Raw genomic sequence first — 16,779 nt, 5'->3', positions numbered from 1 at the left:
GGACGCCGACTCACCAGGCCAGGTCCTCCAGGGCGTCGAGGTCCGGCGCCGGAAGTCCCGGCAGCTCCGAGTCGCGCGTGGTCAGCGGAAGTTCCGCCCAGATGACCTTGCCGCGCTTGGTGTAACGGGTGCCCCACCGCTCGGCGAACTGGGCGACGAGGAACAGCCCACGGCCGCCCTCGTCGGTGGTGGCCGCGTAGCGCAGATGCGGGGCGGTGCTGCTGCCGTCGGAGATCTCGCAGATCAGCCTGCGGTCGCGGAGCAGCCGGACCCGGATGGGCTCGGCACCGTACCGGATGGCGTTGGTGACGAGTTCACTGAGGATGAGTTCGGCGGTGAACGAGAGGGAGCCCAGCTCCCAGGCTTCGAGCTGCGCGGCGCCTGCGTTGCGGACCCGGGAGACCTCGGCCGGGTCGGCGGGAACGTTCCACTCCGCGATCCGGTCGGCGTCCAGGCGCTGGGTGTCGGCGATCAGCAGCACGATGTCGTCGTCCGGAGCGGGCCCGAGCAGCGTGGTCAGGACGTCGGCGCAGGCCTGTTCCGGACTGCGCCCCGTCGTGGCCAGCGCGTCGCACAGCAGCCCGAGCCCCGTGTCGAAGTCCCGGTCGCGATCCTCCAGAAGGCCGTCCGTGAACAGCACCAGCCGACTTCCCTCCGGCAGTTGCAGCTCGGTCGCCTCGAACGGCATCCCGCCCACGCCCAGCGGCAGCCCGGCAGGCACCTCCGGGAACTCCACCCGGCCGTCGCGGTGCACCAGCGCCGGCCCAGGATGCCCGGCCCGGGCCATGGTGCAGCGCCCGCTCGCGGGGTCGTAGACCACGTACAGGCAGGTGGCGCCGGTCATCCGCTCGTTGCCCTCGTCCTCGGCGTCGCCCGCACCGGCCTCGCCCCTGTCCTCCCCGCCGCCCGTGTCGGGCTGGTCGATCCGGTCGATCAGCTCGTCGAGGTGGCCCAGGAGCTCGTCGGGCGGCAGGTCCAGGGTGGAGAAGTTGTGCACCGCCGTACGCAGCCGGCCCATCGACGCCGCGGCATGGAGACCGTGCCCGACGACATCGCCGACGACCAGCGCCACCCGGGCGCCCGGCAGCGGGATCACGTCGAACCAGTCGCCGCCGACGCCCGCCTTCGCCGGCAGATAGCGGTAGGCCACGTGGACCGCCGACAGCTCGGGCAGGACGCGGGGGAGCAGACTGCGCTGAAGCGTCACCGCCATGGCGTGCTCGCGGGTGAACCGACGGGCGTTGTCGATCGAGACCGCGGCGCGCGCGGTCAGCTCCTCCGCGAACGTCAGGTCCTCCTCCCCGAAGGCTTCGTCGGTCTCGGCCCGCCAGAAGTTGGCCATCCCCAGGACGACACCCCGGGCCAGCAGCGGCACGGCGACGAGCGAGTGGAGTCCGTACGCCAGGGCGTCCGTCGCCCCCTCGGGGTCCTGGGCCTGCCAGCCCCCGGCCGTCGTCAGGTCCGCCACCAGCACCGCGTGACCGGCGTCGAGCGCCCTCGCCATCGGCGTGGTCGGCACGACGAACCTGATCACGTCGCCCACCGGCTGGAACGGATGCTCCGCGCGGGTGCCGTTCAACGCCGTACGCCGCATCTCGGTGAACGCCCCCGACGGCTCCTCGCCGCGCAGCACCGGCTCCAGCAGCTCCACGGTGACGAAGTCCGAGAAGCGCGGGACGGCCACCTCCGTCAGCTCCTCCGCGGTCCGTACGACGTCCAGCGTCGTACCGATCCGCACCCCGGCCTCGTACAGCAGTTGCAGCCGGCCGCGGGCCACCTCGGCCCGGCCCGAGATCGTGCTGAGTTCGGTCGAGTCCCGCAGGGTCATCACGGTCCCGGTGGGCCGGCCACGGTACGGCGCCGTGGGCCGTACGTTGACGGCGAGCAGCCGGTCGCCCGCCAGATGCACCTCGTCGGTCACGACCCGCCCGGAGGAGAGCAGCGCGGCGGTACGGGGGTCCAGGCCCAGCTCGGTGACGTGCCGTTGCTCGGCGTCGGGCGCCAGGTCGAGCAGGCGGCGCGCCTCGTCGTTGGCGAGCAGCAGCCGGCGGTCCGCGTCGATGATCATCACGCCCTCGCGCACCGCGTGCAGGACCGCCTCGTGGTGCTCGTTGATCCGGGTCATCTCCAGCGGGCCCAGGCCGTGGGTCTGCCGGCGCAGCCGCCGGCTCACCAGCGCCGCGCCGCCCACCGCAAGCAGCAGCGCTCCCGCGGCCGTGCCGAACAGCAGCGGCAGCTGGTCCTCGACCACGTTGCCGACGTTTTGGATCTCGACCCCCGCGCCCACCAGGCCGACGATGTCGCCGTCCTCGGTCCGGATCGGGACGATGGCCCGGACGGCGTCCGACGGCTCCCCGGTGAAGATCTCCGTGAACGACTCACCGGCCCTGGCCCTGGCGATGTCACCGGTGGCGCGCTGCCCGATCAGCTCCGGCCGGGAGTCCGTGTAGCGGATCCCGTCGGGCGTCATCACGGCGAGGAAGTCGAGCCCCGAGGCCATGCGCGCGGTCTCGGCCCGGTCCTGGAGCAGGAGCGTCGGGTCGGGTGCCTTCAGGGAGTCGACAAGCCCCGGCGCGTGCGCGAAGGCCTCCGCCGCTGCCAGCGAACGGTTGCGCGCGTCGCGCTCCGTGTCGTACCGGGCCTGGAAGAACAGGGCCAGCGCCCCGGCGGTCACCAGCAGCACGACGATGATCGCCTGCAGGGCGAACACCTGCCCGGCGACGCTGTGCAGCCCCAGCCCCTTGGGTCGGCGGCCAAGACGTCCGCTCATGGGGTGCTTCTCGGAGGTTCGGCTGTCGTCACTGATTCGGCTGTCACCCGTCCACTTCCTCGGTTTCCCTTCCATGCTGCTCCTGCCGCGGCGGGATATCGAGGCGAGGCGGGGCCGGTGGGGCAGTCGGGCCCGATCCGCTCACAGGGAACGTCCATGTCGTTTTCTCGCCAGCCGACCGCCCCGGGATCCCCGATCCTGGATGCATGCACACCGACACCGAGCGCTGCGTACGGGCCGTCCGATCGAAGGACGCCCGCTTCGACGGCGTGTTCTTCACCGCCGTCCTGACGACTCGGATCTACTGCCGCCCCAGCTGCCCGGTCGTGCCGCCCAAGGCCGAGAACATGGTCTTCCACCCGAGCGCCGCCTCCTGCCAGCGCGCCGGCTTCCGGGCGTGCAAGCGGTGCCGCCCCGACACCAGCCCCGGTTCGCCCGAGTGGAACGTACGGGCCGACGCCGTCGCCCGGGCCATGCGGCTCATCCAGGACGGCGTCGTGGACCGCGAGGGCGTGCCCGGGCTCGCGGCCCGGCTGGGCTGGTCCACCCGCCAGATCGAGCGCCAGCTCCTCGCCGAACTCGGCGCGGGACCGCTCGCCCTGGCCCGCGCCCAGCGGGCCCAGACCGCCCGGCTGCTCATCGAGACGACGCCGATGCCCATGGCCGAGATCGCCTTCGCCGCCGGCTTCTCCTCGATCCGGACCTTCAACGACACCGTCCGCGAGGTCTTCGCCCTCGCGCCGGGAGAGCTGCGTGCCCGGGCGGCGCGGTCGCGGGGCGCCGCGGACGCCCCGCGCACCCCGGGCGTCATCGCGCTGCGGCTGCCGTACCGTGCGCCCCTCAACCCTTCCAATCTCTTCGGCCATCTCGCCGCGACCGCCGTCCCCGGCGTGGAGGAGTGGCGGGACGGCGCGTACCGGCGGACCCTGACGCTGCCGCACGGCCACGGCATCGTGGCCCTCGCGCCCCGGGCCGACCACATCGCCTGCCGGCTCTTCCTCACCGACCCGCGCGATCTCACCCTCGCCATCAGCCGCTGCCGCTGGATGCTCGATCTCGATGCCGACCCGGTCGCCGTCGACGAGCAGCTGTGCACGGATCCGCTGCTGGCCCCGCTGGTCGAGCGGGCTCCCGGGCGACGCGTGCCGCGGACCGTGGACGCCGCCGAGTTCGCCGTACGGGCCGTCCTCGGCCAGCAGGTCTCGACGGCGGCCGCCCGCACGCACGCGGCCCGGCTCGTCGCCGCGCACGGCGTCCCCGTCGAGGACCCCGAGGGCGGCCTCACCCATCTCTTCCCCACCCCCCAGGCGCTCGCCGGACTCGACCCCGAGTCCCTCGCGCTGCCCGGCAGCCGCCGCACCACGCTCCTCACCCTCGTCGAGGCCCTCGCCGACGGCTCCCTGAGCCTCGGTTCGGCCACCGACTGGGACGAGGCCCGCGCCCGGCTCCTCGCGCTGCCCGGCTTCGGCCCCTGGACCACCGAGGTCATCGCGATGCGGGCGCTCGGCGACCCCGACGCCTTCCTCCCCGGGGACCTCGGGGTCCGCCGCGCCGCCGAGGGCCTCGGCCTGCCCGCCACCCCGGCCGCGCTGACGACCCGCGCCGCGCGGTGGCGGCCCTGGCGGGCCTACGCCGTCCAGTACCTCTGGGCCACCGACAGTCACCCGATCAACCACCTCCCCGCCTGAGGAGCAGCGCGCCATGCCCACCGTCCGGCACACCGTCATCGACAGCCCCTACGACGTGCTGACCCTGGTCGCCGTCGACGGCGTCCTCAGCCGTGTCCACATGACCGACCAGCGCCACCGTCCCGCCGAGGAGACCTTCGGGGAGCCCGACCCCCGCCCCTTCGGCGAGGCGATCCGCCAGCTCGACGCCTACTTCGCCGGTGAACTGACCGAGTTCGACCTGCCGTTGAAGCTGATCGGCACGCCGTTCCAGCTCCGGGTGTGGGAGCAGCTGACCCTGATCCCGTACGGCGAGACGCGCACGTACGGCGAACTGGCGGAGGCCCTCGGCAGCCCCGGCGCCTCACGTGCGGTCGGCCTCGCCAACGGCAAGAACCCGGTCAGCATCGTCGTGCCCTGCCACCGGGTGATCGGGGCGAGCGGCTCCCTCACCGGGTACGGCGGCGGCCTCGGCCGCAAGCAGCGGCTGCTCGCCTTCGAGTCGGGCACCGCCGAGCCGGGCGCGCTGTTCTGAACCCGTGCCGGGTGTGATGCCGGAGCCCCACTAGGGTTCGGCCGTATGACCGACCGCGTTCTGGAGCTCTTGCGCAGCCGCCCCGATCTGGCCGAACTGGCCGCGTTTCCGTTCAACTTCGATGTGGACCGGGCGTACCACGTCGAGCCGGTGCACCTGGCGTCCGGCGCGTCGTTGGAGCCGATCGCCGGTGACGACACGGGCGGCACGTACTTCCTGAGCGGGGGAACGGCCGTGCTCTACGCCTCCTCCGAGGGGAGCGCCGTGCTGCTCGCCGACAGCGTCGGCGAGGCGCTCGAGATGCGGGTCCGGCTGCCCTGGTGGTGCGAGAACATCTCCTCCGAGCTCGGCGAGGAGGAGCTCCTCGCCGAGACAGGGGCGGCGGACGAAGAGGCGCGGGAGGAGTTCGCTCCCGAACTGGACGCCCAGCGAGCGGCGTTGATCGACGGGCTCGGTCTGCCGGAGCGGCCGCTGGTCGAGCTCGTCGCCCTGTCGGAGTCGGCCGGCCGGCGCACCGAGCCGGATCACCTCCTGCTCAACTCCGACGAGCTGTGCGCGTACCGGCTGCACGAGTCGTACCGGCAGCCCCTGCGCGAGATCGTTCTCGCCCCGGGCCGGGAGGCGCTGGAACGGCTGCGCTCCGGCGACGCCGGCGCGCGTCGGGAGGTCGCCGACGATGCGGTGCTGCGCGCGGCGACCGTGCGGGCGGCGTGGCACGACCGACGGGACGGCGACCTGCCGCTGCTGCGGTTCCTGCTGGAGCACGAGAACGCCGAACGGACCGACTGGTACCGGGAACGGCGGCTGACCGCGCTCCTGGTGGCGGCGCACGGCCGGCCCGAGGACGTCCCGCTCCTGCGGGCGGCCACCCACGGGGAGGTCACCGACAGTGCCGGAGGCGTGGAGTGGGCCCGCGCCGAGGTGGCCGAGGACAGCGAGTTCACCTGGATCGAACTGGCCCACCGGCAGGGGCATATCGAGCACGCCCGGGTCGCCCTGATCCGGATGCTGGACGACACGGGCCCGGACGCGGACCGGCTCCGGGAGCTGAGCCGTGCGCTGGAGCGCCTCGGCGACCACGCACAGGCGGCGCGCGCCCAGTTCAACCTCCTCTCGCTCCAGGACACGGCCCGGGAGCGGGCCACGGAGGCGTACGTCCTCGCCCGCCTGGAGCGCCGCAAGGGCGACCTCGCGGCGGCGGGGCGGGCGCTGGAGCGGGCCAGGGCCGCGGTCGGCGCCGACGCCACCGAATGGCACCGCCGGGGCGTGGGTCGGCTCATCACGGAGCAGCACCTGGAGCTGACGCTCGCCGCCGTCGAGGCGGGTGACGCGAACCTCGCGAAGGCGACGATGGCGCATGCCGGAGTGCTGCTGGACAGGATCGCCAAGCCGTCGGTCAAGGCGCTCGGTCCGCTGTCCGCACGGGCGAAATGGGCGGTGGCCGGGCTGCGCCGCTCCGACGGCTGACCCGGCCTCCGCCCTCAGGCCCCGAGGCGCAGCAGCGCGGGCAGTGAGGTCCCGATCGGCTCGCGGACGATCTCGTCCGCGATCTCGTCGTACGGAGTGGGCTCGGCGTTCACGATGATCAACCGGGCTCCGTGCTCGGCGGCGATGCCCGCGAGGGAGGCGGCCGGCTGGACCTGGAGGCTCGTACCGACCGCGATGAACACCTCGGTCGCCTTCGCGATCGACATCGCCTCGCCCAGCACCACCGGATCGAGCCGCTGACCGAACATCACGGTCGCCGACTTCAGAATGCCCCCGCAGCGCAGGCACTTCGGGTCGTCCTCACCGGCCTTCACCCGCTCCAGCGCCTCGGCCATCGGCGACCGGGCATGGCAACCGGTGCAGACCACCGACCGGGCCGAACCGTGGAGTTCGAGCACCTTGCGGTCCGGCACCCCGGCGATCTGGTGCAGCCCGTCGACGTTCTGCGTGATGACCCGGAGCGCGTTCCCGGTCCGTTCGAACGCGGCGACGGCCCGGTGCGCCGCGTTCGGCTCGGCGCGCAGCACCGGCCCGTCGAGACGCATCCGCCACGCCCGCCGCCGGATCTCCGGGTCGGCCATGTAGTGGTCGTACGTGGCGAGCTTCTCGGCCTCCGGATCACGCGTCCACACGCCGTTGGGTCCCCGGTAGTCCGGGATGCCCGAGTCCGTGGAGATGCCTGCCCCGCTGAGAATCGCGACCATGGTCATGACGCGAGCGTAGGCAGGTCCGTGGGGCTCCCGCGAACGGATTAACGGGTGTGACGTGCATGCCGAGGCCGGGGCCGACCGGCCATGACACTCGACGCCGAGCACCGCGGCTCGCTCAGCGCGGTGCCCGACCGTTCTCCAGCTCCGCCGGGCCCCGGCCCGTCGCGAGGACGTCCAGGGCGACGAGGACGCGCAGAGCCAGGCTTCCCGGGAGGTGGGCGGTGACCTCGTCGCGGGTGATCAGCTTCCAGGACAGCAGTTCCTCCTCCTGGAGCCGGATCTCGGCGAACCGCTCGTCCGACAGCACCCCGCCGTCGTACACGTACGCCACGATGGGCGGCCGCTCCGCGCCGTGCACCCAGTCGACCGCGAGCAGCGCCCCCAGCTCCACGTCCAGGCCGATCTCCTCCGCCGTCTCGCGGCGCGCCGCCTGACGGGGCGTCTCGCCCGCGTCGGACTCGATCGTGCCGCCGGGCAGTACCCACCCCTCGCGGTAGTTCGGCTCGACGATCAGAACGCGGCCCGCCGCGTCCCGGAAGAGCGCGGCGGCGCCGGCGAGGACACGCGGCAGGGTGGCGATGTACGCGGCGTAATCGGTCGTCGTCATACCGTCAGAGTAGCCAGCCGCAGCGTCCGATCCGCCAACTCGCCGATCCGCACCCCGTCGAAGCCGAACACCGCGCTGCGCACCCGGTCACGCAACGGCTCCGACCACTGCGGCGGGATCGCCGCCGCACCGCACATCACCCCGGCCACCGAGCCCGCCGTCGCTCCGTTCGAGTCCGTGTCCAGACCGCCGCGGACCGTCAGGGCGATCGTCGTGGTGAAGTCGCCGCCGCCGTACAGCAGTCCTGCCGTGAGCACCGCCGCGTTGGGAACGGTGTGGATCCAGCCCAGGCCGGCCGTCTCCTCGGCGAGCACGGCGAGGGTGTCGGACCACTGCACCTCCGACTCGTACAGGGCGATGGTGTGCCGCACCGTCCGCGCCAGGCGGGTGCTCGCCGGGATCCGCTCCAGCGCCGTCTCCAGAGCCGTGCGCACGTCCGGCGCCGTGAACGCGGCGGAGATCAGCGCCGCCGCCCACATCGCGCCGTACACCCCGTTGCCCGTGTGCGACAGCACCGCGTCCCGCCGGGCCAGCGAGGCGGCCCGGCGCGGATCGCCGGGAGAGGTCCAGCCGTAGACGTCCGCCCTGATCAGCGCACCGATCCACTCCTGGTGAGGATTGTCGTACGTCGCCGTGAGCGGCGGCTTCAGACCGTTGGCGAGATTGCGGTACGCCGTCCGCTCGGCGGTGAACGTCTGCAGATAGGGCAGGCGCAGCAGCCAGAGCTCGCCGACCTGCTCCGTGGTGAAGGCGAAGCCGTGGGTCTCCAGGAGGTGCAGACCGAGCACCGAGTAGTCGATGTCGTCGTCCCGGCAGCTCCCGTCGATCCGCCCGCGCACGCACTGCGGCCACTCGGGCCGCAGCTCGAACCCCGCCGCGACGGCGTCCGCGGGCGGCGGCGGCAGGTAGTCGGTGAGCGGGAGCGCGTCCGTGAGCCGCAGGTAGCGGTCGATGTGCTCGGGCGTCCAGTGATCGCCCCGCTCGACGGGCTTGCCGAGCATGTTCCCGGCGATCCGTCCCGTCCAGCCGCCGAGGATGCGGTCGGCGAGTTCGCCGTGCGTGAGCGCCATACGTCCGGTGTACCGAATCCCCCGTCGCGGCGCGCGCCGACGCGTCCGGGCGCTCGGATAGCACCCTTATGGTGCGGAATATCGTCTTATCAGGGGGTGGCACGGTGTCGGGGGGTGCGGATAGGGTCGGCTCGGCGCGACTGCACGTTCGAAAGCAAGGGATGCAAGGTGACGGACGGAGCAGTAACTGAGGTCGCACGCGTACTCGTCGCGGCCGACAAGTTCAAGGGCTCGCTCACGGCCGTACAGGTCGCGGAGCGGGTCACAGCAGGTCTGCGACGGGTCGTCCCGGAGCTGGAAGTGGAGACCCTGCCGGTTGCGGACGGCGGCGACGGTACGGTCGCCGCCGCGGTGGCGGCCGGGTTCGAACGGCGTGAGGTACGGGTCACCGGGCCCGTCGGCGACCCCGTGACGGCGGCGTTCGCGCTGCGCGGCACGACGGCCGTCGTGGAGATGGCGGAGGCCTCGGGCCTCCAGCTGCTTCCGACGGGCGTCTTCGCGGCCCTCACGTCGACGACGTACGGCTCGGGCGAGCTGCTGCGCGCCGCGCTGGACGCGGGCGCGACGACGATCGTCTTCGGCGTCGGCGGCAGCGCGACCACGGACGGCGGGGCGGGGATGCTCGCCGCGCTCGGCGCGGTGTTCCTGGACGCGCAGGGCGAGCCGGTGGGACCCGGAGGAGCGGCGCTGGCGTCGCTCGCCTCCGCCGACCTCTCCGGCCTCGACCCGCGCTTCGCCTCGGTGGACCTGATCCTGGCCAGCGATGTCGACAACCCGCTGACCGGCCCGAAGGGCGCTCCGGCCGTGTACGGCCCGCAGAAGGGCGCGTCCCCCGAGGACGTCGAGACGCTGGACGCGGCGCTCGCGCACTTCGTGACCGTCCTGGAGAAGGCGATCGGGCCCAAGGCGGCGGAGTGCGCGGTCGCGCCGGGCGCCGGCGGCGCGGGCGGTATCGGGTACGGGGCGCTCGTCGGCCTCGACGCGAGCTTCCGCCCCGGCATCGAGCTCATGCTCGACGTCCTGGGCTTCGCCCCGGCCCTGGAGCGGGCCACGCTCGTCATCACGGGTGAGGGTTCGCTCGACGAGCAGACCCTGCACGGCAAGGCCCCCGCGGGCGTCGCCGCGGCGGCCCGTGCGGCGGGCAAGGAGGTCGTCGCGGTCTGCGGCCGCCTGGCGCTCGCCCCCGCGACCCTGGGCACGGCCGGCATCCGCCGCGCCTACCCGCTCACGGACCTCGAGCCGGACACCGCGAAGTGCATCGCGAACGCGGGCCCGCTCCTGGAGCAGGTGGCGGAGAACATCGCCCGGGACTTCCTGGCGTAGCGCCCACGCGGGCGGGGTGGGGGAGTCCGCCCCGCCCCTCACCCCGTCGCCGTGAGCCGGAACGCGTCCAGCGCCAAGGTCATCTCCGTGAGGTCCCGCGGACGGGACAGCGACCGCGACGTCAGCTGTTCCAGCCGGCGTAGGCGGTTGAAGACCGTATTGCGGTGGCAGTACAGACGACCCGCCGCCCGACCCGCCGACCCCTCGCAGTCCAGCCAGACGTCCAGGGTCTCCAGCAGGACCGCCCGGTCCGCCGGATCCAGTTCCAGCAGGGCGCCCAGCACGTCCGTGACCAGCAGCCCGGCCAGCTCCGGCTGGCCCACCACCAGCGCCCCGCCCATCCGGCGGTCCAGCCGCACGACCTGGTGGGAGCCGGGCGGGCAGGTGCGCAGCGCCAGCTCCGCGAGGCGCCGCGCGCGGCCCAGCTCCGACAGGCCGGTGACCACCGGGCTGATCCCGCCGGGCCCCGGACAGCGGCCCTCCAGGAGCTCCGACAGCGCGTCCAGCCCCGTGCCCTCCGCCAGCGACACGACACCGAACTCGCAGTCCGCCCCCATCCGCCACAGGAACCGCACCCCCGCCCCCTGCACCCGCCGGTGGAACGGCTCCGGCACCTCCCGGCGGTCGTGGCGCAGCACCACCACCGCGTACCGCCCGTGCTCCGGCAGGTCCAGGCCCGCCGCCGCCCGTGAGGTCACCTCCGGCGAGCGCTGCCCCTGAAGCAGGGCGTCCAGGAGCGCCTGCAGCTGCTCGTCCGTACGGCGCCTCAGCTCGAGCTCCGTCGACCGGTACGCCTCCGACGCGGTGTCCGCCTGCGCGTCCACCGCCGACCACACGATCGTCGCCGACTGCGTCAGCGCGGCCAGCCTCGGCGGGAACGCCGACGCGTCCTCGATCAGCGCGTCCCAGACCAGATGCCCGGCATGCCGGTACGCGTGCACCACCAGCTCCACCGGCATCCCCTGCTCGGCCCGCCGCCGCCCCATCTCGTCCGCGTGCTCCAGGTCCCGCCGCGGCGAGTCCCGGGGCGCCGAGATCATCTCGATCCCGATCCGCATCGCCTCATGGGCCTCCTGCCAGTGCTGGTCGTACGGCACGATCCGGCCGTACGCCGGCTCGTACGCGTGCAACTCCCTCAGATGCTCGTCCACCAGCTCGGGCAGCCGCTCCAGAAGCGCCGTGCACGCCTCTGCCAGCAGCTTCCAGTCATCGCCGGTCCGCGGTCTGCGCCGTCCCATGCCCGGAGGATGCCACCCCGCACCCCTTCCCGACAGGCCCCTGACACGCGGTGTTGTGCGCGTGCACAACCCACCGCCGCGCCCGCTGGTCACCGGCAGCGTTTCGGCCGCCGCACGTGGACGCACGGCCCCACGCGGTGTTGGGGTGAGCGCCACTGAACGGGCCCACGGAAGGGGAACCATGGGAGGTACCGCACTCGCCCTCGAGGTGGCGGACCTGTCGGCGGGATACGGACCGGTACGCGCCCTGCGGCAGGTGTCGCTCGCCGTGCCGGAGGGCAGCGTCGTCACCGTCCTCGGCGGCAACGGCGCGGGCAAGTCCACGCTGCTGCGGGCGATCTCGCGCACATTGCCGTTCCACGGCGGAGCCGTCACGTCCGGCACCATCAGCCTCGGCGGCAGGGAGATCGGCGGGCTCGCACCCGACCGGATCGTGGCCGCCGGGGTGTCCCAGGTGCCGGAAGGCCGCCAGGTCTTCGCCCGTATGACCGTCGAGGACAACCTGCGGGCGGGAGCGCTCGGCGCGCCGGGAGACCGCGCAGCGAAGGCGGCGGCCCTGAAACGGGTCCACGAACTCTTCCCCGTCCTCTCCGAGCGCGCCCACCAGCGCGCCGGGCTGCTCTCCGGCGGCGAACAGCAGATGCTCGCCGTCGGGCGCGCCCTGATGGCCTCACCGAAGCTGCTGCTCCTGGACGAGCCCTCGCTCGGCCTCGCGCCGCTGATGGCCGCCCGGATCGCCGACACCATCCGCGAGATCAACGCCCAGGGCACGGCCGTGCTGCTCGTCGAGCAGAACGCCGCGCTCGCGCTGCGCCTCGCCTCCCGGGCGTACGTCCTGGAGGTCGGCGAGGTCACCCTCTCCGGCCCGGCCGCCGAACTCGCCGCCTCCGACGAGGTCCGCCGCCGCTACCTGGGCGTCGTGGACGAGGACGCCGCCGCCGACGCGGCGGGCGCCGCGACCACGCACCCGGTCCTGGCCCGCTGGGAGGGCGGCCGATGACGACGACCGCCGCCCCGCCCGCGGCCGGCCGCACACCGCGCGCCGCCGCCATTCGCCCGATGCCGTCCCGTGGGGAGAACCGATGAGCCAGCTCCCGCCCCCCGGCGAGGCAGCCGCCGAGGCGGACCGGCCCCCCGCCGTGTCCGTACCCGCCCTCGAAGTCCGTGACCTCACCGTCCGTTTCGCCGGGCTCACCGCCCTCGACTCCGTCGGCTTCACCGTCCGCCCCGGCACCGTCCACGCCGTCATCGGCCCCAACGGCGCCGGCAAGTCCACCTGCTTCAACGTCCTCTCCGGGGTCTACAAGGCGACTTCGGGCAGCGTCCGCTTCGGCGAGCACGAGCTCACCGCGTTGCCGCCGCACAAGATCGCGGACCTCGGCGTCGCCCGCATCTTCCAGAACCTCGCGCTGCCGCCCCGCGCCACCGTCGAGGACAGCCTGATGCTCGGTCGCCACCGGCTCACCCGGACCGGCTTCGTCGCCTCCGGGCTCCGGCTGCCCTCCGCCGCCCGCGAGGAGGCGCGCCACCGCGCCCGGGTCCGCGAGATCGCCGCCTTCGTCGGCCTGGAGAAGCAGCTCGCCCAGCCCGCCGGATCGCTCCCGTACGGGCAGCAGAAGCTGGCCGAACTGGCCCGCGCCCTGTGCATGGAGCCCAAGCTGCTCCTCCTCGACGAGCCCGTCGCCGGTATGACCGCCGACGAGCGGCGACGTACCGCCGCCGTCATCGCCGGTGTCCGCGACAGCCTCGGGATCTCCATCGTCCTCGTCGAGCACGACATGGGAGTGGTGATGCGGCTCGCCGACGCCGTCACCGTCCTCGACTTCGGCCGTCGCATCGCCGACGGCGCCCCCGGCGACGTACAGAACGACCCGGCGGTCGTCCGCGCCTATCTCGGAGAGGAGACCGCCGAGTGACCACCTTCGCCGAACTCCTGCTCAACGGTGTCTCGTTGGGCTCCATCTACGCCCTCATCGCCCTCGGCTTCGTGGTGATCTTCCGCGCCACCGAAGTCGTCAACTTCGCCCACGCGTCCCTGCTGCTCGCCGGCGGGTACTTCACCGCCGTGCTCCATGACGACATCGGCTTCTGGCCGGCGCTGCTCGTCGGCATCGGCGGCGCGGCCCTGGTCGGCGCGGCCGTCGAGTTCCTCGTGATGCGCCGCTACCGCGGCTCCGACCACAGCGTCCTCGCCATCGTGACCATCGGCGTCGACATCCTGCTGGCCACCGAGCTGACCCGCCGCATCGGTACGGACATCCTCTCGCTCGGCGACCCCTGGGGCGATGCCGTCGTCACCTTCGGCCCGGTCACGATCGCCCAGACCCGGATCGCCGCCTTCCTCGCCGCGGCGCTGCTCATCACCGCGTTCCTGCTGGCCTTCCGCTACACCTCGTGGGGCGTCGCCATGCGCGCCGCCGCCGAGAACCAGGAGACCGCGGCCCTGATGGGCATCCGGCTCGGCCGGGTGTCGCTCGGTGCCTGGGCGGTGGCCGGCGGACTCGCGGCCGTCGCCGCCCTCTTCCTCACCGTCTTCCCGACCCCCGGCCTGGAACGCACCACCTCGTTCGCCGCGATGAAGGCCTTCCCGGCCGCGATCCTCGGCGGCCTCGACTCCACCACCGGCGCCCTCGTCGGCGGACTCCTGGTGGGCGTCACCGAGTCCCTCGCCACCGGCTACCAGGGCGATCTGACCTTCCTCGGCCGGGGTATCGGCGACCTCGCCCCGTACCTCGTGATGGTCGCGGTGCTGCTGATCCGCCCCGCCGGACTCTTCGGCACGAAGGAGCTGGCCCGTGTCTGACGCGCTTCCCCGCCGTGGAGTCGCCACACTCGCCCGACCCCGCGTCTACGCATGGGCCGTCGCCGGCCTCGTCCTCGCCGCGTTCCCCTTCTACCTGGACCGCTTCTGGCTCCAGGCCGGGCTCTTCGCCATGGCAGCCGCGATCGGCGCCATCGGCATCAACCTGCTGACCGGTGCCACCGGCCAGCTCTCCATGGGCCACGCCTTCTTCCTCGCCGTCGGCGCCTACGGCTACTGCGCCTTCGCCGGCGACGGCAAGGACGACCTCGCCGGATTCGGCCTGCCGGGCTGGCTCGCCGCCGTCCTCGCCGTCGCCCTCGCGGGCCTGGCGGGTGGTGTGTTCAGCCCGATCGCGGGCCGGCTGCGGGGCGCGTACCTGGGTATCGCCACCCTCGCGCTGATCTTCATCGGCCAGCACGTCCTCTTCAACGCCCACGACCTCACGGGCGGTTTCAACGGACGCGCGGTGCCTCCGCTCAGCCTCTTCGGCGTCACCTTCGACGACAGTGAGCTCCTTGTCGCCCAGGTGCCCTTCGGCTCCGCCGAGAAGCTCTGGTACCTCGGCCTCGTCCTCCTCCTCGCGGGCGCCCTGTTCGCCCGCGGAGTCCTTCGCGGCCGTCCCGGCCGCGCCATGAACGCCATCCGGGACCACCGGATCGCCGCCGGCGTCATGGGTATCCCCGTGGCCCGCTACCGCGCCGCCGTCTTCGTCCTGTCGTCGATGTACGCGGGGCTCGCCGGCGTCCTGCTCGCGCTGGTCTTCCAGCGGACCGTGCCGGAGTACTTCGGCATGATGCTCTCCCTCGAGTACCTGGCCATGATCGTCATCGGCGGTCTCGGTTCGGTCGCCGGTGCGGTGATCGGAGGCGTCTTCGTCTCCCTTCTCCCGCAGCTCCTCAACCGGTACAGCGACGCGCTTCCCCTGGTCTCCGCCCCCGGGACGGGCGGGATCGCACCGGGGGAGGCAGCCCGCTATCTCTACGGCGCCGCCGTCGTCGCGGTGGTGCTCTTCCTGCCCGGCGGCCTGGTCCGGCTGGCCGCCCGGAAACCCAAGCGAACCGCCCAACCCTCGCACTCCTCTGGGGAGGAACGATGATCCACCGACGACAGGCGACCAGAACCACGGCCGCCGCGCTCGCCACCCTCGTCGCCCTGACCGCCGCCGGCTGCAGCTCCAAGGCCAAGAGCGGTGACGACAACGGCACCGGTGCGGGCGGGGTGAAGGCCGGCAAGGGTGTCACCGACAAGACCATCGCGCTCGGCGCGCTCACCGACATGACCGGGGTGTACGCCACGCTCGGCAAGAGCGTCACGCAGGCCCAGCAGCTGTACGTGAAGCAGGTCAACGCGGCCGGCGGAATCTGCGGCCGGCAGCTGGAGCTGACGGTCCGCGACCACGGCTACGACCCGCAGAAGGCCCTGTCGGCCTACACCGAGCTGGAACCGAAGGTGGTCGGCTACACCCAGTTCATCGGCTCCCCGTTCGTCGCCGCCGTCAAGCAGCGCGTCGACGGCCAGGACAAGGGGCTCGTGCTGCCGCAGGCCTGGTCGGCCTCGCTGCTCGGCTCCCCGTACATCCGCGTCCTCGGCTCCACGTACGACGTCGAGACGATCAACGCCGTCGACTTCCTGGTCAAGGAGAAGGGGCTGAAGTCGGGCGACAAGCTCGGCCACGTCTACTTCGAGGGCGACTACGGCGAGAACGCGCTGGCCGGCTCGAAGTACGCGGCGGAGAAGGCGGGGCTCACGGTCGTGGAGCAGAAGATCAAGCCCACCGACAACGACATGTCGGCGCAGGTGGCCGCGCTCAAGCAGGCCGGGGTCAAGGGCATCGTCATCAGCGCGGGCCCGCGCCAGGCCGCCTCTCTGGTCGGTGTCGCCGCGGCGACCAAGCTCCTGGTGCCGATCATCGGCAACAACTCGGCCTTCGCCCCGCAGCTGCTCGGTACCCAGGCCGGTCCCGCGCTGGAGAAGATGTACTGGTTCGCCTCCCCGGCCCTGCCCATCGGGGCGGACACGCCGACGGCGAAGAAGCTCGTCGCCGACTACAAGGCCGCGTACCCGAGCGACAGCCTCGACAACGGCATCGTGGCCGGCTGGACGGCGGCGAGCGTCTTCGGCGAGGCCCTGAAGAAGGCCTGCGCCTCCAAGGACCTCACCCGTGAGGGCATCGACAAGGCGCTGCTGACGCTCAACAGCTACGACGCGGGCTTCGGCACGCACGACTTCAGCGACCCGAAGGCCCCGTCCTCCCGCGAGTCGGTCATCCTCCAGCCGGACAAGACGGTCCCCGGCGGTATGCGCACGGTCCGCCAGCCGGAGGTCTCGGAGGCGGCGAAGGGCTTCACCCCGAAGGTGGGCTGACCCCAGAGGTACGTATCGCCCCGCCGCGCGGCCCGCGCGGCGGGGCGATGTGCTGTCCGAGCCCGTCCGCCCCGACGGATACGAGGACCGCCGTCCGGTCCCGCGTGCCCCGGCGTTCGTCCTGTCGCGGGCCTTGAGGGCGCCGCCCGCCGTCCGCCCCGGTGCCGGTGGCACCAGCGCCCCTGAGGGGACCCGGACCCGCGT

Annotated in this window: 14 protein-coding genes; 9 read left to right on the top strand and 5 right to left on the bottom strand. The window is 73.1% G+C overall.

All coding sequences use genetic code 11. The features are described 5' to 3' along the window. Positions 1-10: 10 nt before the first annotated feature. Positions 11-2,770 carry a SpoIIE family protein phosphatase gene (locus ACFC0D_RS02760; protein ID WP_376430655.1) on the bottom strand — a complete coding sequence of 920 codons (2,760 nt, stop codon included), beginning with the start codon at positions 2,768-2,770 and terminating at the stop codon, positions 11-13. Between the two features lie 206 nt (positions 2,771-2,976). On the opposite strand from ACFC0D_RS02760, the gene ACFC0D_RS02755 reads away from it, so the two are divergent. Genes ACFC0D_RS02755 through ACFC0D_RS02745 form a run of 3 tightly spaced genes read left to right on the top strand, consistent with a single transcriptional unit; the run spans position 2,977 to position 6,439 of the window. Further along, positions 2,977-4,458 (top strand): AlkA N-terminal domain-containing protein, encoded by a 1,482-nt coding sequence (locus ACFC0D_RS02755; RefSeq protein WP_376430654.1) that lies wholly within the window; start codon positions 2,977-2,979, stop codon positions 4,456-4,458. 13 nt (positions 4,459-4,471) lie between these two features. After that, on the top strand, positions 4,472-4,972 hold the full coding sequence (locus tag ACFC0D_RS02750; RefSeq protein ID WP_376430653.1) for a methylated-DNA--[protein]-cysteine S-methyltransferase: 501 nt from the start codon (positions 4,472-4,474) through the stop codon (positions 4,970-4,972). A 45-nt stretch (positions 4,973-5,017) separates the two neighbouring features. After that, positions 5,018-6,439, top strand: a complete 1,422-nt coding sequence (locus ACFC0D_RS02745) for a hypothetical protein (protein ID WP_376430652.1) — start codon at positions 5,018-5,020, stop codon at positions 6,437-6,439. 14 nt (positions 6,440-6,453) lie between these two features. Here ACFC0D_RS02745 and ACFC0D_RS02740 read toward each other — a convergent pair whose 3' ends face one another. From ACFC0D_RS02740 to ACFC0D_RS02730, 3 genes are all read right to left on the bottom strand, one after another. Then, positions 6,454-7,170 carry an NAD-dependent deacetylase gene (locus ACFC0D_RS02740; RefSeq protein ID WP_376430651.1) on the bottom strand — a complete coding sequence of 239 codons (717 nt, stop codon included), beginning with the start codon at positions 7,168-7,170 and terminating at the stop codon, positions 6,454-6,456. Between the two features lie 115 nt (positions 7,171-7,285). After that, entirely contained in the window at positions 7,286-7,777 is a 492-nt protein-coding gene (locus ACFC0D_RS02735; protein ID WP_376430650.1) for an NUDIX domain-containing protein, read from the bottom strand. Then, the gene (locus ACFC0D_RS02730; RefSeq protein WP_376430649.1) at positions 7,774-8,847 is read right to left on the bottom strand and encodes an ADP-ribosylglycohydrolase family protein; all 1,074 of its coding nucleotides are present in this window, start codon (positions 8,845-8,847) and stop codon (positions 7,774-7,776) included. The genes ACFC0D_RS02735 and ACFC0D_RS02730 overlap by 4 nt, the downstream gene beginning before the upstream one ends. A 168-nt stretch (positions 8,848-9,015) precedes the next feature. Here ACFC0D_RS02730 and ACFC0D_RS02725 point away from each other — a divergent pair, with 168 nt between their 5' ends. Then, entirely contained in the window at positions 9,016-10,170 is a 1,155-nt protein-coding gene (locus tag ACFC0D_RS02725) for a glycerate kinase (protein WP_376430648.1), read from the top strand. Between the two features lie 38 nt (positions 10,171-10,208). Here the strand turns inward: ACFC0D_RS02725 and ACFC0D_RS02720 are convergent, their stop codons facing one another. After that, a complete protein-coding gene (locus ACFC0D_RS02720; protein WP_376430647.1) occupies positions 10,209-11,408 on the bottom strand; it encodes a PucR family transcriptional regulator in 1,200 nt (399 codons plus the stop codon). A 181-nt stretch (positions 11,409-11,589) separates the two neighbouring features. Between ACFC0D_RS02720 and ACFC0D_RS02715 the strand changes: the two genes are divergently transcribed. From ACFC0D_RS02715 to ACFC0D_RS02695, 5 genes are all read left to right on the top strand, one after another. Beyond that, entirely contained in the window at positions 11,590-12,408 is an 819-nt protein-coding gene (locus ACFC0D_RS02715; protein WP_376430646.1) for an ABC transporter ATP-binding protein, read from the top strand. 82 nt (positions 12,409-12,490) lie between these two features. Further along, a complete protein-coding gene (locus tag ACFC0D_RS02710; protein WP_376430645.1) occupies positions 12,491-13,324 on the top strand; it encodes an ABC transporter ATP-binding protein in 834 nt (277 codons plus the stop codon). Beyond that, positions 13,321-14,211, top strand: a complete 891-nt coding sequence (locus ACFC0D_RS02705; RefSeq protein WP_329114013.1) for a branched-chain amino acid ABC transporter permease — start codon at positions 13,321-13,323, stop codon at positions 14,209-14,211. The genes ACFC0D_RS02710 and ACFC0D_RS02705 overlap by 4 nt, the downstream gene beginning before the upstream one ends. After that, a complete protein-coding gene (locus ACFC0D_RS02700; RefSeq protein ID WP_376430644.1) occupies positions 14,204-15,307 on the top strand; it encodes a branched-chain amino acid ABC transporter permease in 1,104 nt (367 codons plus the stop codon). Before ACFC0D_RS02705 ends, ACFC0D_RS02700 begins: the two co-directional genes overlap by 8 nt. Next, positions 15,304-16,575: an ABC transporter substrate-binding protein gene (locus ACFC0D_RS02695; RefSeq protein WP_376430643.1), complete on the top strand. Its 1,272-nt coding sequence runs from the start codon at positions 15,304-15,306 to the stop codon at positions 16,573-16,575. The genes ACFC0D_RS02700 and ACFC0D_RS02695 overlap by 4 nt, the downstream gene beginning before the upstream one ends. Positions 16,576-16,779 lie beyond the last annotated feature (204 nt).

Source organism: Streptomyces sp. NPDC056222, from assembly GCF_042264065.1.
GTDB lineage: Bacteria > Actinomycetota > Actinomycetes > Streptomycetales > Streptomycetaceae > Streptomyces.
The sequence above is the reverse complement of the archived record's forward strand: the minus strand, read 5'-3'. Positions and strand labels throughout refer to the sequence as shown.